The sequence below is a fragment of the Ruegeria sp. BJ6 genome, from assembly GCF_056537885.1.
The window spans coordinates 84,185-110,648 of the sequence record NZ_JBQFSG010000003.1 but is presented as its reverse complement, the minus strand read 5'-3'; the positions used below and the strand labels follow the sequence as shown (position 1 = coordinate 110,648).

The following is a 26,464-nucleotide window of genomic DNA, read 5'->3' as shown; positions in this document are numbered from 1 at the left end:
CCAACATTAAAATAACTCATCTGAATGCGTGCAGGCTTTGCGTAACGCCCCGCCCGGAATAACATGGACGGGAATCGTGGAGGGGTTTTATGTTTGCAAACATAATCTTTTACCTCAGCCTAGTTGTTTCGTTGGGGATTGGGTTCACCTATTTTCGGGACCTGGGCGACGTCAGCCAAATGGTCCTCAAGGTCAGGCGCGAGAATATGGTGCGCTTTATCCGGAATGAGTATCAGCTGCTGGCAGCGGCCGTCGGCGGGCTGGTCCTGATGACCCTGATGCATTTTGCATTCGGGGCAGGACCCGGATGGATTTACTGGATTGCCCTGCTTTTGGGTCTGGTTCTGATCGGTTTCCCGTATGTCTGGGTGCATATCGGTCTGCGCAATCAGAAATCCACTGCCAACTATTACAGCATTAACGAAGCCCGCGAATTCGTCAGCCCCACGAGCCCCGTTCTGGTCATCGAGAACGATGGTGTCGCGCGCGCGCATCCGGATGCGCAGATCATGCGGCCGCATCTGGCCGGGAATGACGAAGGTCTGGGTGGCCGGAATGTGATAATGACGTATTGCGCGATGGCCAATCTGGGCATCGGTTATACACCCGAGATCGAAGGCCAGCCGCTGGACCTGGAGGTACTGGCCCAGCACGGTAACAACCTGATCCTGCGCGACAACAAGACGGGCGAGCCGATCCAGCAGATTTATGGGTTTCGTGAAGCTGACAGTTCTCAAACGGAATCTGGCGCGGTCTGCCCGCTGAAGCCGTCGCAGGCGATGAAACCATGGCCCACATTCCGGATGACATTCCGGGGCTTTCAAAAGGCCTATCCCGATGGAAAGGTGTTTCTTAACAAGCTGCCCGGCAACCCGGTCTTGTTCCTGTTCGACAGTGCGCTTGAAATGCTGTTCTCGGCATCGATCGGCAAACAGCATCGCGAAGCGGCGCCAGTCATGGACAACATGAGCCATTCCGATGAGCGACTGGATAACAAGACCTATGTCTGGGGCGTCAATATCGGTGACGATGCCGTGTGCTGGACCGACGACTTCGTTGTCGAACACGGCAACATCATCAACGCTCAGGTCGGCGGTCAGCCTGTCGTTGTGGCCTGGCATCCCCGCTACGAAAGTCTGGGGGTCTGGTATAACACCACCGGCGCTCCGATCACCGAGATTGATTTCTTCGGCAATACCCCGGCTGGCAAGCTGGAGCGTGTCGAGGTGCTGAAGCCGGGCATGTTCTGGCATGTCTGGGTCGAGTTTTTTCCGCATACCGACATCAATCGTGTTTCCGATCAGGTCAAAGCCGCCTGACAAGCAAAGGGGAATATTGTGAAGAGTCTATGTTTGGTTTTTGCATTGGGAACCGCAGCAACCACGGCTGCGGCGCAGGGCACGGATATCGTGCACGATTCCGAATACTACATCCTTGAGGCACAGCACGCGGACCAGTGGGCGCAGGATGATGCGGCGGTGAACGCAGTGCTCGAGGAATTTCGCGCAGCAAACGCGGGCAAACCCCCGAATATCATCAGCGTGCTGATTGACGATATGGGATTCGGCGATATGGGAATCCCCGAGCTGAACGCCGTTCGCGGATATGAGACGCCGAATATCAACACGTTCTCCGATCAGGCAATGCGTATGGTGCGCATGTATACCGAACCCTCATGCACACCGACGCGTGTTGCGCAAATGACCGGCCGGTTGCCTGTTCGCATGGGCATGGGCGACACCACGGTCGACATCGCCGGATTCGGCCTGCCTGGAAATGAGGTCACGCTGGCCGAGGTGCTGAAACAGGCAGGCTATGCAACCAGCCATATAGGGAAATGGCACATGGGTGACATCGCCGAAAGCTGGGCGATGAATCAGGGATTCGACTATGCCCAGCACGCGATTCACCAGCAGGGTCAGCTGACGATCTTTCATGACGACGCAATCCGCGAGCAGGTCTCGGTCGGAATCGCGGATTTCGACCCGATTTACACTCTGGACGATCTGTTCAGGCCAGACGCATCGGCGATGATGACCGTCATCGAAGGCGAGGCTGGCGGACCTGTCCGCGAAATTCGGATGGAGGCTGGCGAGCGCTGGAACTCGGCAAAATATGACGAGATGAATCAGGCGTTTCAGGACAAGACGCTGGACGAACTGAGGCGGATGGCGGACGGGTCAGAGCCATTTTTCCTGCAATACTGGCCCATGATCCCGCTGGATAATACCCGAACCGGGCGCGATGGACCGCAAAGCCCCAACGGGGGTCTGTATGTCGACAAGATGCAACAGCTGGATGGGTGGCTGGGCGATCTGTTTGCAGAAATTGATGCACTGGGATTGACCGAAAACACGGTTGTCATCGTGATGGGCGACAACGGCCATTTCACCAAGTATGCCCCGCAATCCGGTTTTTCACCGATGATCTACAAGGGCGGCAAGGGAGATACGACCGAAGGCGGCGTCCGCGTCGATGCCTTTATTCGCTGGCCCGGCATGATCGAAGCGGATTCGATGATCAACAACATCATTCATGTCTCTGACCTCTATACAACGCTGTCGCGCTTTGCCGGGGCCGAAAGCCATATCCCGACCGATCGTCTGGTGGATGGTGTGGATCAGTCGGCCTCGATCCTGTTCGAGGATGAAACCAAAGGCCGCCGTGACAGTGTGATCATCTATTCGGTGGACAAGCCCAAGGCGATCGTAAAGGACAAGCTGCGCCTGAACCTGCCCGCACCTGGCGAGAGCCCCATTCTGGCCGAGTTTTATGATATCTACCGCGACACGCACGAGAAGTATCCGGTTTCAACCGAAGTGGGCGCCTGGGGCGGACAGGAGTTTGTCCGCATCCTTGGCCGCCATCTGGCCCGCAAGGAAAAATACCCGGACCAACCACCCGCCTTTGGCATGCCATATGAAGGTGTGGAAAACATGCGGCCCGAGACTGCCAAAGCGGTTGAGGCGTTTCAGATCAAGCGCGCATCCGTTCAGAAATAGGGCCTGACACGACGTCAGCTGTGATCTTTCAAAAGCCTCTGCTTTTGCCGTGACCAGTCACGCTTGGCCTGAGTCTCGCGCTTGTCATGGGTTTTCTTACCCTTGGCGATGCCAATCTTCACCTTTGCCAGACCCTTGTGGTTGAAATACAGCACCAAAGGCACCAGCGTCATGCCCTTGCGCTGTGTTGCGTTCCACAGGTCCGACATCTGTTTGCGCGACACCAACAGTTTGCGGCGGCGGCGTTCTTCGTGTTTGAAGACCTTGGCCTGTTCGTAAGGCGGGATATAGCTGTTCACCAACCACAACTCTCCGTCTTCGACGGCGGCATAGCTGTCAGCAATGTTCGAGCCGCCCGCGCGCAGGGCCTTGACCTCGGACCCGACCAGCACGACGCCGCACTCGATATCGTCCTCGATCGCGTAATCGAAGCGGGCACGCCGGTTGTCGGCAATCACCTTGTAGTTCGGATCTGTCTTCTGCTTGGCCATGACGCGTTGATTTATGCGGCTTATGCGCCCCTTGCAAGTCGGCTTTGGAAATGGCGCCCGATCAAATATGTGCACCCGCCGGAATCGTGCCGGGTCTGGCGTTCAGTTCGGCAATCGAGAAACCGGCGATCGTCTTGTATTTCTCGGCATGCGCCGCCAGTTCGGCATGCGGGATCACCTGATTGATATCCTCAAAATCGCCGCCACAAAGGTCTTCGACCCTCTGCAAGACGCCATCCGGCCCGCCGCCTGCCCTGTTGGCGTTTCCAACGGCGGTTGTAAGTGGCCGGACCTCGGCCTCATAGGCGCACAACGCCTCCGGGGATACGCCATGTTCCAACATCTTTGCACCAAGCAGGCGTGCATCGACAATTGCCTGACTGGCGCCATTGGATCCGACAGGATAGGTCGGGTGTGCCGCATCACCCATCAGCGTCACCCGGCCATCAGTCCAGCGCGGTAACGGATCGCGATCCACCATAGGGTATTCGTACACCACCTCAGCGCCGCGGATCAGGGCAGGAATGTCGATCCAGTCAAATCGCCAATCCTGAAAATCCGATAGAAAGTCGTCGATATTGGCGGCACGGTTCCAGTCTTCTTTCTTCCATGTGGCATCCAGCGGAAACCGCTTTTCGGCAATCCAGTTTATCGTCGCCTGCCCGTCACTGTCCGATTGCGAGATTGGATATGCCACCAGTCGAAGCGTGTCATGCCCGACCATCACCATGGCGGCCCCGCCGAAATACTCAGGCGCGCGCGTGGTTGCACGCCACAGCACCCTGCCATTCCAGATCGGCTCGCCTTCGTCGGGATACATCTGCGCCCGTAACGCCGAATGGATGCCGTCTGCACCAATCAGAACCGCCCCTTCAGCACGCGTCCCATCCTCCAGCAACAGCGTCGCATTATCGCCGGTCTCATAGCCCACCGCGCGTTTGCCGGGCAGAACGCTGTCCTGTCCGGCCCGCTCGAGCAATGTGTGGTAGAGCATCATCTGCAATGCACCGCGATGCACTGAATATTGCGGCCAGGCGTAGCCAGCCCAAAGACCGCGAGGTTCTTCCCAGATGGTTTTTCCCAGTTTGGAATAAAAGCCGTATTGCCGGGTGCGAACTGCAATATCCTCAAGCGCGTCACCAAGGCCCAGATCAATAAGCTCTCGAACCGAGTTGGGTTGCAGGTTGATACCGACACCCATGGGGCGGATTTCCCGGGCGGCCTCAAATATCCGGAACGGAACACCGATCTGATGCAATGTCAGACCAAGGCTCAGCCCCGCGATACCACCGCCTGCAATCAATACTGTCATCCGCAACCCCTCCCGTTGCGGACACAGAAGCAGGCAAAACGCGTAACTGCAAGGTTCAGCTTTTGGCCGAGATGATCAGATCCGGGCCAAAAATCGTGTCCGCATGATTGTGCAGATAAATCTTTAACCAGGGCGTAAAGCGTTCGGGGTGGCGACGAACCTCGGCTAGCAGGTCGTGGTAATCGACCCACCGGATTTCCATCACTTCGTCCGGATTAGGCTCGATTTTCAGCGGACCGCGCGCGTGGGCAAGAAATACATCGACCACTTCGTTCTCGACCATGCCGTTACCGACATCTGCATGATATTCCAGCCGATGGCGGTATTCGGGGTAAAGCCCGGTAATCCCGAGTTCCTCGCGCAGTCGGCGCACGGCACAGACCGAAGAGTTTTCATCCCAATCCGGATGGGTACAGCATGTGTTCGCCCACAAACCCGGCGTGTGGTATTTTCCAAGGGCGCGGCGCTGCATCAGGATTTCGGTTCCGCGTACAACAAAGACCGACACCGCCTTGTGCTTGAGGCCCTGTTCGTGCGCCTCCAGCTTGTCCACCGGGGCCAGTTCGCCATCGACCCAGGCCGGGATCAGTATTCCCATTTGACGTCTCCTGCTGCCGCTGTGCCGGTCCGGCATGCTACACGGGCTTTGGGGTGGCCGGACGGGCCACTATCGGCACCAAGGTGACGTCGAACCGCCTGCTGATCAAGCGCACGAAAGGCCGCAGGGGCTGCGGCCTTTTGCGCATTCTCAACTCTGGTTTGTCAGGGCTTATTCAGTGGAAACGCTCAGGATATAAGCATAAACGTCTTCGCCACCGCTTTTGAGTTTGAAGGTCATCTTGGATTTGGCGGACGTGCTGTCCAGATAGGATTTCAGGAATGCCTTTGGGTCCTGAGAATATTCGACAAAGCTCGCCTCGTCCCAGACCAGACCGTTTTCCCCGGCTTCGACGATGCTTTCGCCATATTTGAAACCTTCAAGCGTGCCCGCTGTGCGCCCCGCGATGCCGTAAAGGTTCGGCCCGGTCTTGCCACCTTTGACGATGGCCTCGCCGTCCGGGGCCTCGATCATGTGGCACGATTTGCATTTGTTGAAGGTCTTTTTTCCCTTCTCGGCATCACCTTCAGCAAAGGCGGGAACGGCCATAAGGCCGACAAGCGCTGTAGCGGTAATCCATTTCATAGCTCATGCTCCGATAAGATTTGGCTGATTAGAATGGAGCGCTCCATACCCTAAGTGTCAACGCGCAGATTGCCACGCGAGGGCAACGTGCCGCACTGAATTCCACCAGATGTTACTAATCGTGACCTTGAAACTCGGACCAGCAGGGCAAAAGGTCATTGTCGTGCGGGGTCGCCAGAAAAATCGCCCGCGCGATCGCCCGACTCAGGCATAAGGCGGCGGCGTGACCAATCGCAGTCAGACCCTGCTCTGCCTCCTGCAGAGGGCGGGCACCGGTGCTGACGCTGAAGACAAGATCCCCGTCCCCCGGAGAATGCGCGGGAACAATGGCCCGCGCAACGCCATCATGGGCGGCAATGGCCATGCGCTGGCATTCCGCCTTTGTCAGAGCCGCATCTGTGGCAACGACGGCTATTGTGGTGTTCGCGCGCTCCTGCGCCTGCGCCTTCATGGTCAGCATTTTGCGGCTGTCAAACCTGCGCCCCAGTCCTGAAGAAGGGTCAGGGCCGAGACCGCCAAACTCATCACCAATCTCGAAACTGGCAGCCCAGAAATGACGATCACCCGGCGTCGTGACCGTTCCCATGGGATTTGCGGCAACCAGTGCGCCGACCGTGATGCCCGAATCCAGCACAATTGACGCTGATCCCAATCCGCCCTTCAGCATGGCGGTCAGCGCCCCGGTTCCGGCACCGGTGGTTCCAAGATCAAATTCAGGCGCAGCGGCCTCGAACGCACTCCGGCCCAGTGAGCGATAGGGGTTTTCCTGCCAGTTCTTTTCGCCGCCATTCAGCAGATCGAAAATGATCGCTCCGGGTACAATCGGAATGACGGCATCCGCCACGCGATACCCGCGGCCCTGCGCGCGCAAGGCATCCGATACGCCTGAGCAGGCATCAAGCCCATAGGCAGATCCGCCCGACAAGACCAGCGCGTCGATTTTTGCCACGGATTTGTCCGGCGCCAGCAGATCCGTTTCACGGGTTCCCGGTGCGCCCCCCATGACATGAACGGATGCGGTGAACGGATCGTCCGCAGTCAGAACCGTCGCACCGGATTTCAGCCTGTCATCCTGCGCGTTGCCGACCCTGAGGCCGGGGATATCGGTAATCAGGTTTCTGGGTCCTGGATTCATTCTGACCTCATTTTCAGGCTTGGGAACGCAATCTCTGGCGCAGGTATCTCAGGTGGGTCAGATACAGCGGCCCCCGTCAACCTCCATCGCGACACCTGTGATCATGCTGGCCTCGTCTGAGCACAGAAAGCAGGCGGCGTTGCCCATGTCCTGTGGTGTCGAAAACCGGCCGATGGGAATCGTGGACAGAAATTTGGCACGCATCTCGGGCGTGTCTTCGCCCAGAAATGACTTGAGCAGGGGGGTTTCCCCTGCCACCGGACAAATCGCATTGGCCCGAATGCCGGAAGGAGCCAGCTCAACCGCCATCGTCTTGGTCGCTGTGATCATCCAGCCCTTTGAAGCATTGTACCAGTTGAGGTTGGGGCGCGGGGACAATCCGGCGGTCGAGGCGACGTTAAGAATGGCGCCACTGCCCTGTTCTTTCATATGTGGGACAAGCGCGCGCGCTGTCAGATAGACGGATTTCATGTTCACGTTGAAGACCCGGTCGAATTCGTCTTCGCTCACGTCTTCCAGCGGTGTCGGCAAATGGGTCACGCCCGCATTGTTAACAAGAATGTCGACCTGCCCAAAGGTCGTCAGGGCGGCGTTCGCCATCGTCCCGACAGACGCGCCATCGGCAATGTCCACGCGATAGGCCAAGGCGTTCGGACCCTGCTGGCTTGCCATGACCTCGGCCGCTTCGCCATTGATATCGGCGATCATCACGCGGGCGCCTTCAGCAATGAACTTTGCAACGATCCCCGCGCCAAACCCGGACGCACCGCCGGTCACAATCGCGGTTTTTCCCTCCAGCCTCATGATGTTGCCCTCTCCTGACACTTCGGCAGGCAGAGTAGCAACGTGTCGAAAAGATACCAGATTATTCTTCGGACACCTTGCCGCGCAGCGCCTTTACATCCGAGCGGGCCTTTTTGGTGGCGAGGCGGCGCTTGACCGAGCCGTAGGTGGGTTTGGTTGCAATGCGACGCTTGGGTTTGATCAGGGAGCGGGCAATCAGTTCGGCCAGTCGGGTACGTGCAATATCGCGGTTGCGGGATTGCGATCGGGTTTCGTCACACTGTATGACGATCGCGCCGTCCTTGGTCCAGCGGCGACCTGCCAGACGTTTCAGGCGCGCCTTGACCGGATCGGGAAGGGACGGAGAGCGTGCGGCCTCAAACCGCAATTCGACCGCGGTCGAAACCTTGTTCACGTTCTGCCCGCCGGGACCGGACGCACGCACAAAGCTCTCGGTCATTTCCCAGTCCTGCAGAATGATATCTTCGCTCACGCGCAACATGGCGCGACCTTACAGGCGGTCGGAGCAAACAAAAAGGGCCACCTCTGCAGGTGGCCCCATGTATTCAGGCAGTGCTTGTTCTTGGGTCCAGCCAGGACACGATGACCCGGAACGGGACAAGCGCGATCAGGGCCAGCGACAGCTTTACCAGCCAGTCGGCAAAGGCCAGCGTGACCCAGAGCGGCGCCATCGGACCGGTCAGCATGAAGGGCACGGGCTCCCACGCCCAGTTGATTGCGGCGTCCGCGTTGGCGCCAAAGAAGGTAACCGAGGCCGAGAACGCGATGGTGAAGAAAAGTGCAGTGTCCAGAGCCGATCCTACAAGGGTCGAGACCAGTGGCGCCCGCCACCAGCGACCACCCCGCAGTGAATTAAAGACGGTCACATCCGTCAGTTGCGCGATCAGGAAAGCGGTGCCCGATGCGACTGCGATCCGCAGTGGCACGGCGGCATAGGTGAAACCGTCGCCCTGCAGCATGATCTGGCTGCCGATCAGCGAACAGACAATGCCGGTCACGAAACCGGCAAATACGACCTTGCGGGCCGGACCCACGCCATAGACGCGGTTCATGATATCTGTAACGAGGAAAGCCAGAGGATAAGTAAAGGCGCCCCATGTCAGGAGGCCATCAAGGATCAGAAACTGAACCAGTATGTTCGAGGCCACGACAATGGCGGCCATGGCAATAATGCCGGGAATGTAAGCGCGTTGCATGTTTTGATGCCCGTTTTGACAAGGTAGCGGCGACTTGGCCAAGGGCATCGCCCAAGGCAAGCCGCGCTTCTAGCGAGTTAAAACGCATTTGGCAAGTCAGTCAGGTAAAGCGTATTCCACAAGCTCCGTTCGTTGCAGGAACAGGAAATTATCATCAGATACCATCGTCGCCCTCAGCCTGTTCTGGCCATCGCGCCAAACAGACAGACCTTCAAGATTGTCATGGGTGCGGGCCGAGGTTTCAAACAGGATCTCTTCGGCAAAGACATCATCCTCGTCCAGCTGCCACCGACGCAATCGCGATTTGAAACCAAACAGGGAAACCGCACGCTCCAGCACATAGAACCGGCCATCCGGGCCAAAATCGGACGCGACCGGACGAAACCTGCCCCGCTGTGGGAGAGTGAAAGGCATGGACCATGCCGAACCGTCCCAGCGATAGACGGGAATGTGGCCGTCTGCCGTTCTGCTTTTTTCGGTCAGGGTATACAGCCTGCCCTGCCCGTCGATTGCCAGCGCTTCGAACGATCCGTTGTCCTCAAAAGTCCTGAACACCGGGGGACGTGGCAGAACCCGGGCCCGCGCGTCAGGCTGGGCATAGTGCGCCACCCTGTGTACGCCTTCGAACGAGATGTAGAAATCGCCGTTGTCACCGGCGGCAAGCCCTTCGGAATCCCCGGTCCATCCCGGCAGGATACGGTTTCGGCTGGATCGGACGGGCCAGACTTTATCTATTCTGACCTCTCGTATATAGCCGCCCGAGCGAATTATTCGTGCCGTCGCAAGCTTTGCGCGGTCGCTCAGAATAACCATGCTTTGCCCGTCATCTGAAAGCGTCAGGGCGGAAAACCCGCCAAACCAGTCGGCGTCGTGTTGCCAAGTATAGCTGTCCAGATGCGTGGCTGTTCTGACCTCAACCGCGCTTGCGGCAGCGGCCAGAAACAGCGCTGGGATCAGTTGGATTGCAGCACTGAAACGCATTGATTGGGCAAATCTGCCATTACATACTCGCGACGCTTTTTGGGCGGTGGTGCGTTTGGATCAGGCGGCGGCGGGTTCAGGATGTTGCGAACCCATTGCTGCGCCTCGGCGCAGCCATCGCCTTTGGGCGGCGGGTCCTGATTGACGCAGCCGCGCGATCCTTTGGGGCACTTCAGTCGGACATGGAAATGATAGTGATGTCCCCACCACGGTCTGATCTTGCGCAGATAAGCCCGGTTGCCTTTTTCATCGTTGCACATCTGAACCTTGGCACCGGGGAATACAAAGATACGCGCGACCCGTTTGTCTTTGGCCGCTTCGCGCAGGATGGCGTGGTGCTGCGACGACCAGTTGCTGTTTACATAAGCCCCATTGGAGCGGCGCAGAGATACCGACGAGATATTCTCGCGCGATTTACGAGACAGGCGCAGATTGTCTGCCGGTAGCATCCAGATATCGATGTCCAGGCCCAGTTGATGGCTGCGGTGCCCCGAAGTCATCGGCCCGCCACGTGGCTGGCTGATATCGCCGATATAGAGACCACTCCACCCCGGTTGTTTTGCGGCAAAGCCGCTGAGGTCCTGAACATAATCGATCGCCTGTGGGTGTCCCCAGTTGCGATTGCGCGACAGGCGCATGGCCTGCCATGTGGGGCCGGTTTCAGGCAACTGCACAGACCCGGCGGCACAACCACGGGAATAGCTGCCGAAAGCGGCGGGTTTCTGCCGGGAGCTTTCCTTCTGCGCCCCGAATAACTGTTTCGCAAGGGGCTCGGCGCTTACCGCACTCCCCATAATCAAAGCGATGGCGACAGTCAAAAAACGTAATAAAATCATCCGGTCTGGTCCCCTTCCGGTCTGACCCAGCGCATCAGGAACAGGCCCAGAATAAACAACAGAACGATTGGAGACACCCCCAAACGTGCACTACCGGTGGCAACTGTTGCGATGTCGATCAAAAGCGGTGCTGCGAATGCAGTTGCGCGGCCAGACAGGCCATAAAGACCGAAGCTCTCGACAGGTGTTTTCGGATCGGTATGACGCACCATCATCGAACGGCTGGCCGATTGCAGAATGCCGCCCATGCCCCCGATCAGAACACCGCAACCAAAGAAGGTCAGATCGGGCAGGTTTGACCCCTCGGGCAGGCCGATGCCGAAAATCTGCGTGCGATCCATCGAAACCACCGTCGTGCACACCAGAATAAGCACCCAGATCGCAACCAGAATGACCGGTTTAGGGCCATATTTCTTATCCATCTTCCCGCCGATCCAGGCAAAGATGGCCGAGGCCAGCACGCTGACGATCCCAAAGACACCGATCTTGATGAGATCCCATTCCAGCACCAGACGGGCATAGATGCCGCCAAAGCTATAAAGCCCGTTCAGCGCATCGCGGTAGAACATGGACGAACCCAGATAGGCCGCCAGGCTGCCCCGGTGGCGCAACGCCGAGACCGATTTGCCCAAAAGCCGCAGCGCCTCACCCACGCTGCCCTTTTTATTCGTTACCTCATCGTCGCGAACCCACAGGAAATAGGGCACCATGAACAGGACGAACCAACCGGCTGTGAAGGGGCCGACAAAGCGCGTGCCCTCGCGCGCAGCGGCATCCAGACCAAACAACGGGTCCATCCCGATCAGGGTCTTGCCGTTCGGCTGCTCGACAAACAACGCAAGCATGATTGCAAGCGACAACAGACCGCCAAAATATCCAAAAGCAAAGCCCGAGCCCGAGATTTCGCCAACCTCATTCTCATCCCCCAGATCGGGCAGCTGCGAGTTGATGAAGATCAACGCGTATTCCGCACCGACAAAGCCGAAACCGAAGGCGGACAACATCAGCCACATGTTCGATCCGTCCGGCATCGTGTACCACAAGGCCGCAGACCCCACCGCGTACATCACGGAAAACGCAAATATCCACGGAATGCGGCGACCGGTTACGTCAGCCATGGCCCCCAGCAGCGGCGCGCCGAAGGCGATGATCAGCCCTGTTATGGTCAGGCAACGCGCCCAAACGCTCTGCGCGTGCGCAGCGGCGGATTGGGCATCCATGCCGGTCTCTGTAAAGTACCCGGCCGCAACCCCCGCGAAATAGGGGCCGAACACAAATGTCACCAGAAGGGTGTGAAAGGGCTGGCTGGCCCAATCAAAAAACCACCATCCCCATATGCGCCTGCGCCTGGAAATCTCTGCCATGACTGCCCCTTGCGTTCTTTTGTGCCATAAGACGGACCTTTGGGCATTTTCGCAAGCATTCTGTTGGCTTCGATGCTGCACGGGCTTGCCCTTTGTCCCTTCGGCGCTTAGGTCTCAGCCAATGTGAAAACGGAGTTCCCATGCTGTCGCTGATCCAAATCCTGCTGCTGATCCTGGATATCGTCTGGTTCTTCATTCTGGCCCACGTGATCATGAGCTGGCTGATCAGCTTTCAGGTACTGAACCTGCATCAGCAATTCGTGGCACAGATATGGTATGGCCTGAACCGCATTCTGGAACCGCTTTACGGTCCCATCCGCCGTATCCTGCCCGCAATGGGCGGTCTGGACCTGACACCGCTGGTGGTGTTGATCGGTGTCTATGCGCTGCGGATCGTGCTGATCAACAATGCGGTCTATTTCTACTGACCTCTTGTTCACCGAATCTTAGTATGTGATTGTCCTGTCATAAGAGCAGATAAACCTTAAAACAGGGCCACCCCGCACATGTTCGACGCCGCACCGCTGCTGCGAGATGTCTTTGGATTCGACGACTTCCGCCCCGGTCAGGAAGAGATCGTCGATGCCGTCACGCTGGGTGAAAACGTGCTCGCCATCATGCCGACAGGCGGCGGCAAATCCTTGTGTTTTCAACTACCTGCCCTGTTGCGCGACGGCGTGACGGTGGTGATTTCCCCGCTGATCGCGTTGATGCGGGATCAGGTGCGCGGGTTACAAGAAGCAGGCGTCGAGGCCGGCGCGCTGACCTCGGGCAACACCCCCGAAGAAACCGATGCAGTGTGGGAGGCGTTGGAGGCCGGACGGCTGAAACTGCTTTACATGGCGCCTGAACGGCTGGCTGCCGGGTCGGCCCTGGGCATGCTGCGGCGGATCAATGTCAGCCTGATCGCGGTGGACGAGGCCCATTGCGTCAGCCAGTGGGGCCACGATTTTCGCCCGGATTACCTGCGGATCGGAGAGCTGCGGCGCGCGCTTGACGTGCCTCTGGCGGCGTTCACCGCCACGGCGGACGCGGAAACGCAGGACGAGATTGTCGAGAAACTGTTCGACGGCGCCGCACCGCGCAAATTTCTGCGTGGCTTTGATCGCCCCAACATACATCTCGCTTTTGCCGCCAAAGACGGTCCGCGCAAACAAGTCCTCGATTTTGCCGAGGCGCGGAAGGGCCAGTCCGGCATTGTCTATTGCGGCACCCGCAACAAGACCGAGGTATTGGCCCAGGCCCTGCGCGCCGAAGGCCACACCGCCTGCCACTATCACGGCGGGATGGAGGCCGAGGATCGCCGCATCGTTGAAACCCGTTTTGCTCGTGAGGATGGGCTGATCGTGGTTGCCACAGTGGCGTTCGGCATGGGCATCGACAAGCCCGATATCCGTTGGGTCGCCCATGCGGACCTGCCCAAATCCATCGAGGCCTATTATCAGGAAATTGGTCGCGCTGGCCGCGATGGCGGCCCTGCCGAGACATTAACCCTGTTCGGCACCGACGATATCCGCCTGCGACGTTCGCAAATCGACGAAGGGCTTGCACCGCCCGAACGGCGCATGGCCGATCACGCCCGGCTGAACGCCCTGCTGGGTCTGGCCGAGGCGTTGGTATGCCGCCGCCAGACTCTGCTGGGCTACTTCGGAGAACAGATCGAACCCTGCGGGAAATGCGATCTGTGCGATACACCACCCGAGGTGTTCGACGGCACCACGCCGGTTCGCATGGCCCTGTCCGCGATCCTGCGTACCGAAGAATGGTTCGGCACGGGTCATCTGATCGACATCCTTTTGGGCAACGAGACCGACAAGATCCGCGCACGTCGCCATGACAGCCTGTCAACCTATGGCATCGGCAAAGACTGGTCGCGCCCGCAATGGCAGGCGATTTTCCGTCAGATGATGGGCCATGATCTGGTCCGCCCCGATCCCGAACGCCACGGCGCATTGCGCATGACCGAAGCGGCCAAGCCGATCCTGAAAGGTGAGGCACAGATCAACCTGCGCAAGGACACGATCCGCAAGGCCACTCGTCGCCCCGCAGTCAAGATGATGGTGTCGGAAGAGGACGCGCCCCTACTGTCCGCGCTCAAGGCCAAACGCCGCGCTCTGGCCGAGGCCGCGCGTGTTCCGGCTTATGTCATCTTTCCCGACCGCACCTTGATCGAGATGGCGGAAAGCCGCCCCGGCACCTTGGATGATATGGCCCGGATCGGCGGAGTTGGTGCGAAAAAACTGGAACGCTATGGCACGACATTCCTTGAGGTTCTGACCGGCGCCATCGAAGAATTGCACCCTGCCCGCCGTAAACTGGCCGGGCGCGATCAGGGCGGTATCTATGACCGCCTACTTGAGGTGCAGACGCAGCTGTCGCGCGGGCCCGATGGCATCGACAAGCCGCTGACCTGTTCCGCCTCGCAACTGGCCAGGATCGCGCAATTGCGGCCTGAAGATTCGCGCGGAATAGAACAGGTGCTGGGCGACCGGCGTCACGAAAGGTTTGGTGCCGCGTTTCTGGACGTGCTGCGGGATGCGGGCTAGATACGGCCAATCAGGCAAGGAACGAGGACGGATATGCTGGTAGTGATTTCCCCGGCCAAGCGGCTGGACTGGGCAGAGCGGGACGCCGAGGTCACGCAGCCGGATTTTCAGGATGACGCGATCCGCCTGTCAAAAACCGCCCGCAACTTGACGCTGGGCGATCTTAAGAAACTGATGGACCTCAGCGATGATCTGGCCCGCCTGAACCGGGACCGGTACCGCGCCTTTTCCGATACTCCTGCGGCAGATGTGACCCGCCCTGCCGCACTGGCCTTTGCCGGTGACACCTATCAGGGGCTTGAGGCTGCTTCGCTGGATAGCGATGAAATGGCATGGGCGCAGGACCACTTGCGCATTCTGTCCGGGCTATACGGTGTGCTGCGCCCGCTGGACGCCATTCAGGCCTATCGTCTTGAGATGGGCAGCAAGCTGAAGACCCGGCGCGGCAAGAACCTGTATGAATACTGGCGCGACCAGCTGAGCAAGACCCTGAACGCGCAAGGTGAAGTGATCGGGTCAGGTGTTCTGGTGAACTGTGCCAGTCAGGAATATTTCGGCGCAGTAGACCCTAAAGCGCTGAAACTGCGGGTGATCACCCCGGTCTTCATGGAAGACAAAGGCGGCACCCCCAAGATCGTCAGCTTTTTCGCAAAGAAGGCACGCGGTGCCATGGCCCGCTATATCATTCAGCACCGATTGACCGATCCCAACGGGTTGCTGGATTTCGACACCGGCGGCTATGAATATCGCCCGGACCTGTCGGAAAAGGATAAGCCCGTTTTCCTGCGCCCCTATCAGGCCTGATCCAGCATCGAAGGGTCATAGGCGACCAACTCGACCGTGTTGCCCTCGGGATCTTCGGTGAAAATACCGCGCCATCCGATCCAGCCGAATTGTTCGATGCGATAGGGCTGGCCAAGTTTGTCATACCAGCGCATCACGGCCTCCTGCTCGGCAAACGGCAGGGACAGCGCAATGTGGTGCAGTGACGACCCTGCCCCGGTCGCGGGCCGTTCCGTGCCGGTTGGGTGCAGGCCGGGGCGCGGCGCAGCCATGTAGTGAAACAGGGCCAGCACCTGCGTATGCCCGCCGAACCCTTCGGCGATGCGAAAAAAGGTGATGGCGCTGTTGTGATCGCCGGTCAGACGCTCCAACCCGATCACATTCTCATAAAACTCCACCATCGCGCCCATATCGGCGCAGCGAATGGCAATCTCGCCCAGCGCGCGAGGCCGAAACCCTTTTTGATCTGACATGTGGCGAAACTACAGCGCCGGCTCATCCTCATCAACAACAGGGAACACACCCGCAGGGCAGTGTGTGCGGATCGCCTGATGGATCAGCTGTTTGTGCAGTGGCTTTGTCAGATAGTGATCAAGCCCTGCGGCCAGTATCCCCTGATCATCCCCCGCCATCGCATGAGCGGTCAGAGCAATGATCGGCACGTGCCGGTCTGTTCCGACCTCTGCCGCTCGAATTTCGGCCGTTGCCTGTTTTCCGTCCATCTGTGGCATGGAAATATCCATAAAGATCAGATCGGGGGCAAAGTCTGAACAGGCCTGAACCGCCTCTACCCCGTTTGCGGCGAATTGCAGATCAATGTTCAGGTCTTTGGTCATCTTTTTCAGGATCAGTTGATTGGTGCGGTTGTCTTCGGCCGCCAGAACGCGCATGCGCCTTTGTCCGCCCTGCGTTGCGCCGGATTTACCCGTATCAGGCAAGCTATTCTGTTCGGTATCCCTGTCCACAAAAACCGGATCACCAAGTGCGATCAGCCGTGAAAACAGCTCGGCCCGGGGAAGCGGTTTTTGCAGCACACCCTGAATAAGCGCGCGCGCAGGATCAGCCTGCACCAACCCCGGATTGGCGGACATCAATACAACGGGCACGTCCTGCCACCCCTTTTCGCGCAGGGATAGGGCCAGTTCCAGCCCGTCCATATCCGGCAGGTCGTGGTCGCACAGGATCAGATCGACCGAGCCATCAAGCCGTTCCAACGCCTCGGTCCCGGTTTCGCACACCGTCACCCGGGAACCCAGCCGCCCCAACTGTTTCATCAGGATCGCCCGGTTAACGGCCAGATCGTCCACCACCATCACGTGCTGCAACCTGTCCGCAAGATCGGGAGGCGCGGGCTGTGGCCCGTCCGTGGTCGGCAGTGTGACACGAAAGCCAAAGCAGGAACCGCGCCTTTCTTCGCTTTCCACCCAGACCGTCCCCCCCATCATCGAAATCAACCGCTTCGAGATCGCCAACCCCAGCCCCGTGCCTTCAAACTGGCGGTTGCGTTCGCCTTCGACCTGATTGAATTCGCCAAAGATGTGGTCGATCTTGTCCGGCGCGATCCCGATACCTGTATCTTCGATTGCTACATGAATGTCGCAGGTTTGGCTGTCCTGATGCGGCACGCCCGTAACCCGGATAAGCACATGCCCTTCAGCGGTGAATTTCACCGCATTTCCCACAAGGTTGGTCAGCACTTGTCGTATCCGGCCCGGGTCGCCGACAAATAACGTGGGCAAAAACAGATCATAATCGACAAGCAACGTCAGCCCCTTGTCCCGCACGCAGGGCTGCAACAGCATCGCCACCTCGTGAATGCAGCGTTCCAGATCAAATTCTTCGGCGTGCAGCAGCAGCTTGTCCGCCTCGATCTTGGAATAGTCCAGAACATCGTTGATGATGACCAGCAGCGCCTCACCCGAATTCCGGATGGTGTTGACGTACAGCCGCTGTTCTTCATCCAGTGGCGTTTCGATCAACAACTCACTCATCCCGACAATGCCATTCATGGGCGTCCTGATCTCGTGACTCATGTTGGCCAGAAAGGCGGATTTCGCGCGATTGGCCGCCTCGGCCCGGTCCCGCGCACCCTGCAATTCAGCTTCATGCCGGACCGAAGCCGTGATGTTCAACGCAAGGCTGACGACATCGCCGCCCTGCCCCCGCTGATCTATCAGTCGGATATACTGGCCATTCCACAACTGGATCACGATCGGCTCGGGGTTTGACCGGCCCCAGCGTTTCTGCATTCTGGCGCGCCAGTCGGCACCCGGCTCCGACCCTGTATCAACAATCCCTTCGTCCGTCATGATTTCCAGCAGGCGCAGGTATGAGACACCTGGCGCGACCTCGCTTAGCCCTTCGAATACGCTCAGGTAGGCTGCGTTCGCGCCAATCAGTGTGTTTTCACCATCGAAAAACGCGAACCCGTCATGAATGGTCTGGATGGAGTGCCAAAGACGGCGCTCTGCCACCTCGATCTTGGCGTTGGCCACTGTCAGGTCCGATTTAACCTTTTCGTTTTCATCCCGAACTGTCGCCACCTCGGCCTGCGTTTCGCCGATCTGTCGGGTCAGGGCAATCGCGTGGCGGCCAAGCTTGCGGTTCGCAGCAGACAGTTCGGCCTGTTTCTGTTCCAGCAATCTTTCGGCGGCCAAACGCGCGCGCCGTTCCTGGGCAAGTTTATCGGCAAGGCTCATGATCTGGGTCTCCGGGCGGTTCTTCCGCAGCATCCGCCGAGACGATGAAAAAGAGTTTAAGCCGTTGCATTGTAAAGCGGCCTCATGCGACCCTTTCGTCAAACAGGAGGTCGTGATGCGTCGCTTCGTATTTTCCGCAATACCTTTGATTATATCGCTTTTTTTCCCGGTAACCGCCGTTCACGCGCAATCGGCGGTTCCGGAGTTCCGCTATGTCGGCACGCGGGATGCCGATTTTTATGGGTCTGATCTGAATGCCCTGTTCGATACAGACCTTAAATCCTGCATTCGGGCCTGCTCGGCAAACCGGAACTGTGCGGCATTTACCTTTAACACCAGGTCGAATGCATGTTTTCCCAAAAGCGGAGTGAACCGGCAGGAACCTTATGAAGGGGCGATATCCGCGCAAAAAATCGTGACAGATGCCCGGACACTGGAGCGTTCGAACACCCGAGCAGCGAATCTGGAGTTTCTGAAACCCGCCGATCTGAAACAGGCCTATCAACAGGCCCGGGATCTGGGACTGCGTCATCTGGCGGGCGGACTGGATTTGGATGCAATTCTTGGAGCGGCACAAGCCGCATCGACCCCCGATCAGGCCATGCGATGGACCGGCGCTGCTGTGTCGCTTGATGACAGGCCCGACCTCTGGACCGAATACGCCCGGTTGTTGCTGAGCATTCAGACCAACGACTGGACCCGAAAACGCGCGCTGCGAGCGCGGGCACTGAGTGCCGCAATCAACGGTTATCTGCGGTCAGACACTGCAGGCGCGCAGGTCAGCGCGCTGATGATGCTTGCAGATGCGCTGGAGGAAAACGAGCGCGGGCGCGACATGGTTTCAACGCTGCGCCTTGCGTCAGAGCTTCAGCAGCGGCCGGATGTTCTGGCTGCTCTGGAACGGGCCATCGGCAAATATGGTTTTCGCGTTGTTGATAGCACAGTTGAAAGTGACGCATCGGCCCCCCGCATTTGCGCCGAATTTTCCGAGCCGCTTGTCAAAGCGGGTGTAGATTATGAGCCATTCGTGCGCCTTCCCGACCCGCAGCTGGTGGTGCAGGCTGACGGAAATCAGCTTTGCGTGGATGGTGTCGAACACGGGAAAAGGTATCGTGTCACCTTCCGGCAAGGCCTGCCTGCTGCATCAGGCGAAGCCCTGATCAAAGATGTTGAACTGACCCACTATGTCCGCGACCGCGCCCCATCGGTCCGGTTTCCGGGGCGGGCCTATGTCCTGCCAAAAGCCGCGGATGCGGCATTGCCGGTGGAATCGGTCAATGTCACGACCCTGGATCTGACGTTGCGCCGCGTCAGCGACCGCAATCTGCTGCGCGCCGTGCAAGAGGATTTCTTTGGCCGTCCCCTCAGTAACTGGCAGGAACGGACATTCTCGGACGAAATAGCTCAGGATGTTTGGTCGGGAACCGCCGAAGTTACCTCGGAGTTAAACCGGGACATGACCACGCGCCTGCCGATGGCTGACGCCATTTCGGGACAGCCCGCTGGTATTTACGCTCTGACCGCGCGCGTTCCCGGTGCCGATCCCTATGACGACCCCGGTGCGACGCAATGGTTTGTTTTGTCCAATCTGGGGATCAGTTCGGTTTCCGGTACAGACGGATTGCACGTCACGGTGCGCGGTCTGGCTGATGCGGCGCCGCGTGCCGGAGTGGAGGTTTCGCTTGTGTCCCGCGCCAATGCCGTCATCGGCAAAACTCAGACTGACGCCGAAGGGTATGCCCGGTTTGATCCCGGACTGGCCCGAGGCAAAGGGGCCAGCGCACCAGCTATGATACTTGCGGCGGACGGAGAGGTGGATTTCAACTTTCTGTCGCTGACCGATCCGGCCTTCGATCTGTCGGATCGCGGCGTCGAGGGCCGTGCGCCCGCGGGGCCTGTGGATGTATTCTTGACAACAGATCGCGGGGCCTATCGCGCCGGAGAGACAATCTATGTGACGGCGCTGTCGCGCGATGATCAGGCCGGCGCCATCGAAAATCTGCCGCTGACTGCAATTTTGCGCCGCCCCGATGGCGTGGAGTACCGCCGGTCGGTATCGGATGGCGGTTTCGCCGGAGGCCACGTCTTTGCCCTGCCAGTGGCGGCGGATGTTCCGCGCGGGTCCTGGCAGATCGAACTGAGATCGGACCCCAAAGGTGACGATCTGGCCCGGCAAACCGTTCTGGTCGAAGATTTCCTGCCAGAACGTTTCGACTTTGATCTGGCTCTGCCGGACGCACCGCTAAGGGCCGGAGATACCCCGCCCCTGCGGATCGAGGCGAAATATCTGTTTGGCGCCCCCGGCTCGGATCTGACGATTGACGGGCAAGTGATCGTACGGCCTGCCGAGACGATTTCGGGATATGACGGATATCGATTTGGCCGATATGACAGCCCCCTTTCCACCCAAAGCACCCATTTCGGTGGTGACCGAACGGATGCACAGGGTCGCACGACGATACCAGTCGAAATCCCCCAATTAGAGACTGATGGCAAACCGATGGAGGCTACGGTAACTGTACGTCTGGCCGACGGGTCCGGCCGTCCGGTCGAACGTCAGATAGCAGCTCCGGTCCTTTCCTCAGCGCCCGTAATCGGGATCAAACCGATGTTCGAGGATGTCGTCAGTGAAGGGTCCGAAGCCCAGTTTCAGATCATCGCCCTGTCCCCCGAGATGACCCCAGCGCCAATGCAGGTTCGCTGGACGCTGAACCGGCTGGAAACGCGGTATCAGTGGTATCAGCTTCACGGTAACTGGAATTGGGAACCCACAACCCGGCGGTCGCGTGTCGCCACCGGAGAATCGCAGTTGGGACCCGACCCGCTGACCCTTGGCCAACTGGTTGATTGGGGCCGGTATGAACTGGTGGTGCAGCGCATTGATGGCGACTACGCTGAAGCCGCGGTGGATTTCTATGCGGGCTGGTACCGGTCGGCGGATGCGTCAACCACGCCCGACCGGCTGGAAATGTCGTTGGACCGGGACAGCTACCGCCCCGGTGACACCGCGCAATTGCGGATCGTGCCGCGCATGGCCGGGGTGGCTCAGATCGACGTGATGTCCAACAGGTTGATCGAACGCCGGATGGTCGAAGTCCCCGAGGGCGAAACCGTCATACCGCTGAATGTCACGGATGAATGGGGCGCGGGCGCATATGTCGCCGCGACTGTAATCCGCCCGATGGATGTGTCCGCAGGCCAGAACCCATCGCGGGCACTGGGCCTTTCTCATGCCTCGGTCGAGCCTGTTGGGCGCAAACTGTCTGTGGCCATTGACGTGCCCGAAGTCAGCAAACCAAGACAAACCGAAAAGGCCCGTATCACTGTCGAAGATGCCAAAGAAGGGGAACAGGTATGGCTGACCCTTGCGGCAGTTGACGTCGGCATCCTGAATCTGACCGGGTTCGAAAGCCCGGACCCGACCGGCCACTATTTTGGGCAGCGCAGACTAGGGGTCGAATTGCGGGATGTTTATGGCCGTCTGATCGACGGAATGAACGGCGCATTGGGTATCGTGCGTTCGGGCGGGGACAATGACAACGGCATGCGGATGCAGTCACCCCCGCCAACGCAGGATCTGATGGCCGTGTTCAGCGGGCCGGTTCAGGTCGATTCTGACGGAGAAGCCATCGTCGATATCCCGCTACCTGCTTTTAACGGCACTGTGCGGCTGATGGTTGTCGCGTGGTCAAAATCAGCACTTGGTCAGGCCGAGGCTGAAATGATCGTGCGCGATCCGGTCGTCGTCACGGCCAGTCTGCCCCGGTTTCTTGCACCAGGTGATGAAAGCCGGATGTTGCTTGAGATCGTCCACGCCGACGGGCCAACCGGCGACATGGGCTTGGCCCTGACGGCGCCGGACACCCTGACACTGGGTGAGGTTCCGGCATCGTTTTCCCTGACTGCCGGCGGCAAGATCACATACGAGGTTCCGGTACGCGCCAACACGCTGGGCGACCCCGAATTCACCGTGGCGTTGAAAACGCCGGACGGGCAGGAGCTGAGGCAATCACTGCGCCTGCCGGTCCGGTCAAACGACCCGGTTGTGGCTCTGACACGACGGTTTTTACTGGGTTCTGGAGACAGCTTTCTGTTCTCATCCGATGTGTTTGATGGTTTCCAGTCCGGATCGGCTAGGGCAATTCTGTCCGCGGGTCCGCTGGCCAAGCTCGACGCGCCAGGACTGTTGGACAGGCTGAACCGTTATCCTTATGGCTGCACCGAACAGATCACGAGCAAGGCCTTGCCGCTGCTGTATCTGTCCTCGGTCGCGCAAAGCTGGGGCCTTGACGAAGGATCAGCCGCCGACAAAAGGGTCAGTGACTCGATCCGGAGCATTCTGGCGCGGCAAGCCCCGAACGGTGCGTTTGGTCTGTGGCGGGCCGAAAGCGGGGATTTCTGGCTGGATGCCTATGTCAGTGATTTCCTGTCGCGGGCACGGGCGCAGGGTCACGCAGTTCCGGACGGGGCTTTTGCACAGGCGATGGACAACCTGCGCAATCATATCAACTATGCCCCGGACTTTGACACCGGAGGACGGGACATTGCTTATGCCCTGATGGTGCTGGCGCGCGAAGGTGCCGCGTCGATGGGCGATCTGCGCTACTATGCCGACGTAAAGGGAGGGGCCTTTGACTCTCCGCTTGCAGCGGCCCAGCTTGGTGCGGCGTTGGCCTTTTATGGGGATCAGACGCGGGCAGACGCGATGTTTGCCCGAGCCGCCCGGATGATTGGCGCGGATAACTCACAACAGGCATCAATCTGGCGCGCGGACTACGGAACCTCTTTGCGCGATGCAGCCGGGGTGCTTGCACTGGCTACCGATGCAGGCAGCGCCGTAGTAGATCGCGATGCTCTGGTGCAGCGGATCAGTACACCGCGCGAATATCTCTCAACGCAGGAGGCTGCGTGGTCCCTGCTGGCCGCGCATTCGCTGATCGCGACGCCTGAACAATCGGGGCTGCGCGTGAATGGCGCGGTGGTCGAGGGACCGTTTGTGCAGGTGCTGGAAAGTGACGCGAACAAAGAACTGAATATCACCAGCGCCAGCAATCGTAGCACCGATATTACTCTGACGGTCACCGGTGTACCCGAAGTTGCCCCGGGCGCGGGCGGAACCGGTTACGCCATTGAACGGAAGTATTACTCGATGGAAGGCGAACCGCTGGATCGCCGGGATTTCGCCGTGGGGGAACGATTTGTCACGGTGCTCACCGTAAAGCCCTTTGAAAATGGTGGTGCACGGTTGATGATGGATGATCCTCTGCCTGCCGGGATTGAGATAGACAATCCCAGCCTGTTGCGCTCTGGCGATGTTCGCACGCTCGATTGGCTTGATTTGTCCGAAGCCACCCATGCCGAATTCCGAACCGACCGGTTTCTTGCTGCAGTGGATATTCAGGGGCGCAAGACCGTGACGCTTGCCTATGTCGCCCGTGCGGTCACTCCGGGCAACTTCCACCACCCGGCGGCGTCGGTCGAGGATATGTATCGCCCGCAAAACCGCGCCCGGACGGATACCGGGCGGGTGATTGTACGATGACCGGCCGGACGGCCATAGCAACAGCCCACTGGCGGCGGCTGGATAAGGAGGGAACGGATCGTTGCACCTTGTCACGGCTGAACAATGGCTGGATGCTGGTCGGTCAGGCGATCTGGCATGATGGGAAGGCCGATGCCAGCCTGACTTATGATATTCGCTGCGATCTAGGTTGGGCCAGTATTTCGGCAGATATCGGCGGCGAGGTTGATGGCCACGAACTTTCCCTGCGGCTGCATCGCGCCGAAGACGGCTGGTATCTGAACGGCGATTTGCAGGAGGGGACCGCCGATTGTATTGATCTGGACCTGAGCTTCACGCCCTCGACCAACCTTCTGCCTTTGCGACGCCTGCCATTGAAAGTCGATCAATCTGCGCCAGTTTGCGCGGCGTGGTTGAAGCCGGATTTCGCTACAATCGGGCCTTTGGAGCAGACCTACACCAGCCTTGGCCCTGACCACGTTCAGTATGTGTCGCCAGCCTTCTCGGCTGAGTTGAGGGTGCACGAGTCCGGTTTCGTCACCCGGTATCCAGGCCTGTGGGAGGGATGGGTCGATGCCTAAACCCGGCCATCTGTTCCTTGGCCTCGCCTTCGGGCTTTTTTGCGCCGCGTCCTTGCGCGACGCAGGTGATCGCTGGATCGACGCCACCTTACTACCCCCGGTTTTGACCGAAACCTCGACCGAAATACGCGACCGCAACGGGGCACTCTTGCGCGCCTACCCGGTCGGTGATGGCATCTGGCGGCTGACGCCCGGCCATGTTGATCGCGGCTATGTCGACATGCTTGTCCGGTACGAGGACAAACGGTTCTGGTCGCATTCCGGCGTGGACCCGATTGCCCTTGTTCGTGCTTTTGGGCAAGCAATCCTGAACGGGCGTACTGTTTCAGGTGGCTCGACCCTGACCATGCAGGTCGCGCGGCTGCTGGAGGATGGATCGACCGGGCGTTGGAAAGGCAAACTACGCCAGATCAGAGTCGCATATGCGCTTGAGCGACGCCTGAGCAAAGACGAAATTCTGACGCTGTATCTCACCCATGCGCCCTATGGCGGAAACCTTGAAGGTATGCGCGCGGCCACGCGGTCATGGTTCGGGAAAGAGCCGCGCCGCCTTACGCCCGCGCAATCGGCCTTGCTTGTTGCCCTGCCTCAGTCACCCGAAGCACGGCGCCCAGACCGTCACGCAGATGCAGCGCGCAATGCGCGGGATCGCGTCCTGCAACGAGTGCAACGACAAGGTGTCCTGACCGAAGCGCAGGCATCGGCAGCGATGGCCGAACCGATTCCTGGAAAGATGCGCCCGTTTCCCCGTCTGGCCCCACATCTAACGGACCGGATAACAAAACTGACGCCGGAAGCATCAGTTCACGACCTGACATTGGATGCCGGATTACAGGCCCGTCTGGAACCTCTTGTCTCGCAAGCCGCGAGGTTGGCGGGTCCACGTGTTTCGGGTGCGCTGATCGTAGCCGACCACCAGAGCGGAGATATCCTCGCATCGGTCGGCTCTGCCGGTTACGAAGATGAACGGCAGGGTTTTGTCGATATGACGATGGCCTTGCGGTCGCCCGGCTCGACCCTCAAGCCGCTGGTCTATGGTCTGGCGTTCGATCAGGGGCTGGCGCATCCCGAAACCCTGATCAGCGATAGCCCGGTTATGTTCGGCCGCTACGCGCCGCGCAACTTCGACGGCGTTTTTCGCGGTGACGTCAGGGTTCGCGATGCGTTGCAGATGTCACTCAACATTCCAGTGGTAAGGCTGACGCACGAGCTTGGGCCAGCCCGCGTCATGGCTGCGATGAGCCGTGCCGGAGCCCGACCGCAACTGACCGGCGGACGCCCCGGGCTCGCCATCTCTTTGGGCGGAATAGGTATCAGCCTTCGGGATCTTGTGCAGCTTTATGCGGGCATTGCAGCCGGTGGAACAGGTCCGGTTCTGCGCCATGGCCTGCTTGAACCCAAAGCCGAAACCGCCCGAATTCTGTCAGATGTCGCTGCGTGGCAAGTTGGTGACATTCTATCGGGACTGGCCCCGCCGTCAGGCGCCCCTGTCGGTGTTCTGGCTTACAAGACGGGCACTTCCTATGGGCATCGCGATGCGTGGGCGATCGGATATGACGGGCGACATGTTATCGGCGTGTGGTTGGGCAGGGCCGACGGCACACCGGTCCCCGGGGCTTTTGGCGGCGATCTGGCCGCGCCGTTGCTGTTTCATGCTTTCGGTCACCTGAAGCCCGATTTTGACCCGCTTGGCGCACCACCTGCCGCCGCCCTGATCGTTGGTGCAGCAGAGCTGCCGCCACCACTTCAACGATTTCGCCCACGCAAAGCCGCGTTTGCCCCGGCTGACAATGCGCCGCAACTGGTATTTCCCCCGGACGGCGCCCGTCTGGACGCCAACGGCACGCCGCTTACGATCAAGCTGCGAGGCGGCACGGGGCCATTTGCAGTTCTGGCGGATGGCAGGCCGGTCACAACGGATCAGCGCCAGCGGGAATTCGACATTCCCAACCCGGGGCGGGGCTACGCGTCGCTTGTGATTGTCGATGCCCGCGGGCGATCCGACCGGGTCTCCATCCAGATTGATTAGG

General features: G+C 59.3%; 21 protein-coding genes. 8 read left to right on the top strand and 13 right to left on the bottom strand.

The window, feature by feature from the left end; all coding sequences use genetic code 11:
• Positions 1-89 precede the first annotated feature (89 nt).
• Positions 90-1,319 carry a DUF3179 domain-containing (seleno)protein gene (locus ACR0D6_RS09415; protein ID WP_480765323.1) on the top strand — a complete coding sequence of 410 codons (1,230 nt, stop codon included), beginning with the start codon at positions 90-92 and terminating at the stop codon, positions 1,317-1,319.
• Positions 1,320-1,337: 18 nt separating this feature from the next.
• Entirely contained in the window at positions 1,338-3,002 is a 1,665-nt protein-coding gene (locus ACR0D6_RS09410; protein ID WP_480765322.1) for a sulfatase-like hydrolase/transferase, read from the top strand.
• Positions 3,003-3,016: 14 nt separating this feature from the next.
• On the opposite strand, the gene smpB is transcribed toward ACR0D6_RS09410, so the two are convergent.
• The 11 genes from smpB to ACR0D6_RS09355 all read right to left on the bottom strand — a co-directional run bounded on the left by smpB (position 3,017) and on the right by ACR0D6_RS09355 (position 12,304).
• Positions 3,017-3,493, bottom strand: coding sequence for an SsrA-binding protein SmpB (smpB, locus tag ACR0D6_RS09405; RefSeq protein WP_480450851.1), 477 nt, complete (start codon positions 3,491-3,493; stop codon positions 3,017-3,019).
• Between the two features lie 61 nt (positions 3,494-3,554).
• The gene (locus tag ACR0D6_RS09400) at positions 3,555-4,805 is read right to left on the bottom strand and encodes a flavin-dependent oxidoreductase (RefSeq protein ID WP_480765321.1); all 1,251 of its coding nucleotides are present in this window, start codon (positions 4,803-4,805) and stop codon (positions 3,555-3,557) included.
• Between the two features lie 55 nt (positions 4,806-4,860).
• Positions 4,861-5,403 (bottom strand): isopentenyl-diphosphate Delta-isomerase, encoded by a 543-nt coding sequence (gene idi / locus ACR0D6_RS09395; protein ID WP_170653609.1) that lies wholly within the window; start codon positions 5,401-5,403, stop codon positions 4,861-4,863.
• A 171-nt stretch (positions 5,404-5,574) separates the two neighbouring features.
• Positions 5,575-5,988 carry a c-type cytochrome gene (locus tag ACR0D6_RS09390; RefSeq protein ID WP_480765320.1) on the bottom strand — a complete coding sequence of 138 codons (414 nt, stop codon included), beginning with the start codon at positions 5,986-5,988 and terminating at the stop codon, positions 5,575-5,577.
• Positions 5,989-6,103: 115 nt separating this feature from the next.
• Positions 6,104-7,123 carry a P1 family peptidase gene (locus ACR0D6_RS09385; RefSeq protein WP_480765319.1) on the bottom strand — a complete coding sequence of 340 codons (1,020 nt, stop codon included), beginning with the start codon at positions 7,121-7,123 and terminating at the stop codon, positions 6,104-6,106.
• A 57-nt stretch (positions 7,124-7,180) separates the two neighbouring features.
• Positions 7,181-7,927 carry an SDR family oxidoreductase gene (locus ACR0D6_RS09380; protein ID WP_480450859.1) on the bottom strand — a complete coding sequence of 249 codons (747 nt, stop codon included), beginning with the start codon at positions 7,925-7,927 and terminating at the stop codon, positions 7,181-7,183.
• 61 nt (positions 7,928-7,988) lie between these two features.
• Positions 7,989-8,408, bottom strand: a complete 420-nt coding sequence (gene arfB, locus ACR0D6_RS09375; RefSeq protein WP_480765318.1) for an alternative ribosome rescue aminoacyl-tRNA hydrolase ArfB — start codon at positions 8,406-8,408, stop codon at positions 7,989-7,991.
• Between the two features lie 64 nt (positions 8,409-8,472).
• Positions 8,473-9,123, bottom strand: a complete 651-nt coding sequence (locus tag ACR0D6_RS09370) for a queuosine precursor transporter (protein WP_170653600.1) — start codon at positions 9,121-9,123, stop codon at positions 8,473-8,475.
• A gap of 96 nt (positions 9,124-9,219) precedes the next feature.
• Entirely contained in the window at positions 9,220-10,104 is an 885-nt protein-coding gene (locus ACR0D6_RS09365; RefSeq protein ID WP_480765317.1) for an esterase-like activity of phytase family protein, read from the bottom strand.
• Complete coding sequence (gene mepA, locus ACR0D6_RS09360) at positions 10,077-10,940, bottom strand: penicillin-insensitive murein endopeptidase (RefSeq protein ID WP_480765316.1); 864 nt, start codon at positions 10,938-10,940, stop codon at positions 10,077-10,079. Before mepA ends, ACR0D6_RS09365 begins: the two co-directional genes overlap by 28 nt.
• A complete protein-coding gene (locus ACR0D6_RS09355; protein WP_480765315.1) occupies positions 10,937-12,304 on the bottom strand; it encodes an MFS transporter in 1,368 nt (455 codons plus the stop codon). The genes mepA and ACR0D6_RS09355 overlap by 4 nt, the downstream gene beginning before the upstream one ends.
• 140 nt (positions 12,305-12,444) lie before the next feature.
• Here ACR0D6_RS09355 and ACR0D6_RS09350 point away from each other — a divergent pair, with 140 nt between their 5' ends.
• The 3 genes from ACR0D6_RS09350 (at position 12,445) to yaaA (ending at position 15,654) form a co-directional block, all read left to right on the top strand.
• Positions 12,445-12,732, top strand: a complete 288-nt coding sequence (locus ACR0D6_RS09350) for a YggT family protein (RefSeq protein ID WP_170653592.1) — start codon at positions 12,445-12,447, stop codon at positions 12,730-12,732.
• A 78-nt stretch (positions 12,733-12,810) separates the two neighbouring features.
• Positions 12,811-14,850, top strand: a complete 2,040-nt coding sequence (gene recQ, locus ACR0D6_RS09345) for a DNA helicase RecQ (protein WP_480765314.1) — start codon at positions 12,811-12,813, stop codon at positions 14,848-14,850.
• Between the two features lie 33 nt (positions 14,851-14,883).
• The gene (gene yaaA, locus ACR0D6_RS09340; protein WP_480765313.1) at positions 14,884-15,654 is read left to right on the top strand and encodes a peroxide stress protein YaaA; all 771 of its coding nucleotides are present in this window, start codon (positions 14,884-14,886) and stop codon (positions 15,652-15,654) included.
• On the opposite strand, the gene ACR0D6_RS09335 is transcribed toward yaaA, so the two are convergent.
• Complete coding sequence (locus tag ACR0D6_RS09335; RefSeq protein ID WP_480765312.1) at positions 15,645-16,106, bottom strand: VOC family protein; 462 nt, start codon at positions 16,104-16,106, stop codon at positions 15,645-15,647. The genes yaaA and ACR0D6_RS09335 overlap by 10 nt on opposite strands.
• 9 nt (positions 16,107-16,115) lie before the next feature.
• Positions 16,116-18,332 (bottom strand): response regulator, encoded by a 2,217-nt coding sequence (locus ACR0D6_RS09330; RefSeq protein WP_480765311.1) that lies wholly within the window; start codon positions 18,330-18,332, stop codon positions 16,116-16,118.
• Between the two features lie 115 nt (positions 18,333-18,447).
• On the opposite strand from ACR0D6_RS09330, the gene ACR0D6_RS09325 reads away from it, so the two are divergent.
• The 3 genes from ACR0D6_RS09325 to pbpC are packed head-to-tail and all read left to right on the top strand — an operon-like array spanning position 18,448 to position 26,463.
• Positions 18,448-23,874 carry an alpha-2-macroglobulin family protein gene (locus tag ACR0D6_RS09325; protein WP_480765310.1) on the top strand — a complete coding sequence of 1,809 codons (5,427 nt, stop codon included), beginning with the start codon at positions 18,448-18,450 and terminating at the stop codon, positions 23,872-23,874.
• Positions 23,871-24,434, top strand: a complete 564-nt coding sequence (locus tag ACR0D6_RS09320) for a putative glycolipid-binding domain-containing protein (RefSeq protein ID WP_480765309.1) — start codon at positions 23,871-23,873, stop codon at positions 24,432-24,434. Before ACR0D6_RS09325 ends, ACR0D6_RS09320 begins: the two co-directional genes overlap by 4 nt.
• Positions 24,427-26,463 (top strand): penicillin-binding protein 1C, encoded by a 2,037-nt coding sequence (pbpC, locus tag ACR0D6_RS09315; protein ID WP_480765308.1) that lies wholly within the window; start codon positions 24,427-24,429, stop codon positions 26,461-26,463. Before ACR0D6_RS09320 ends, pbpC begins: the two co-directional genes overlap by 8 nt.
• Position 26,464: the final 1 nt, after the last annotated feature.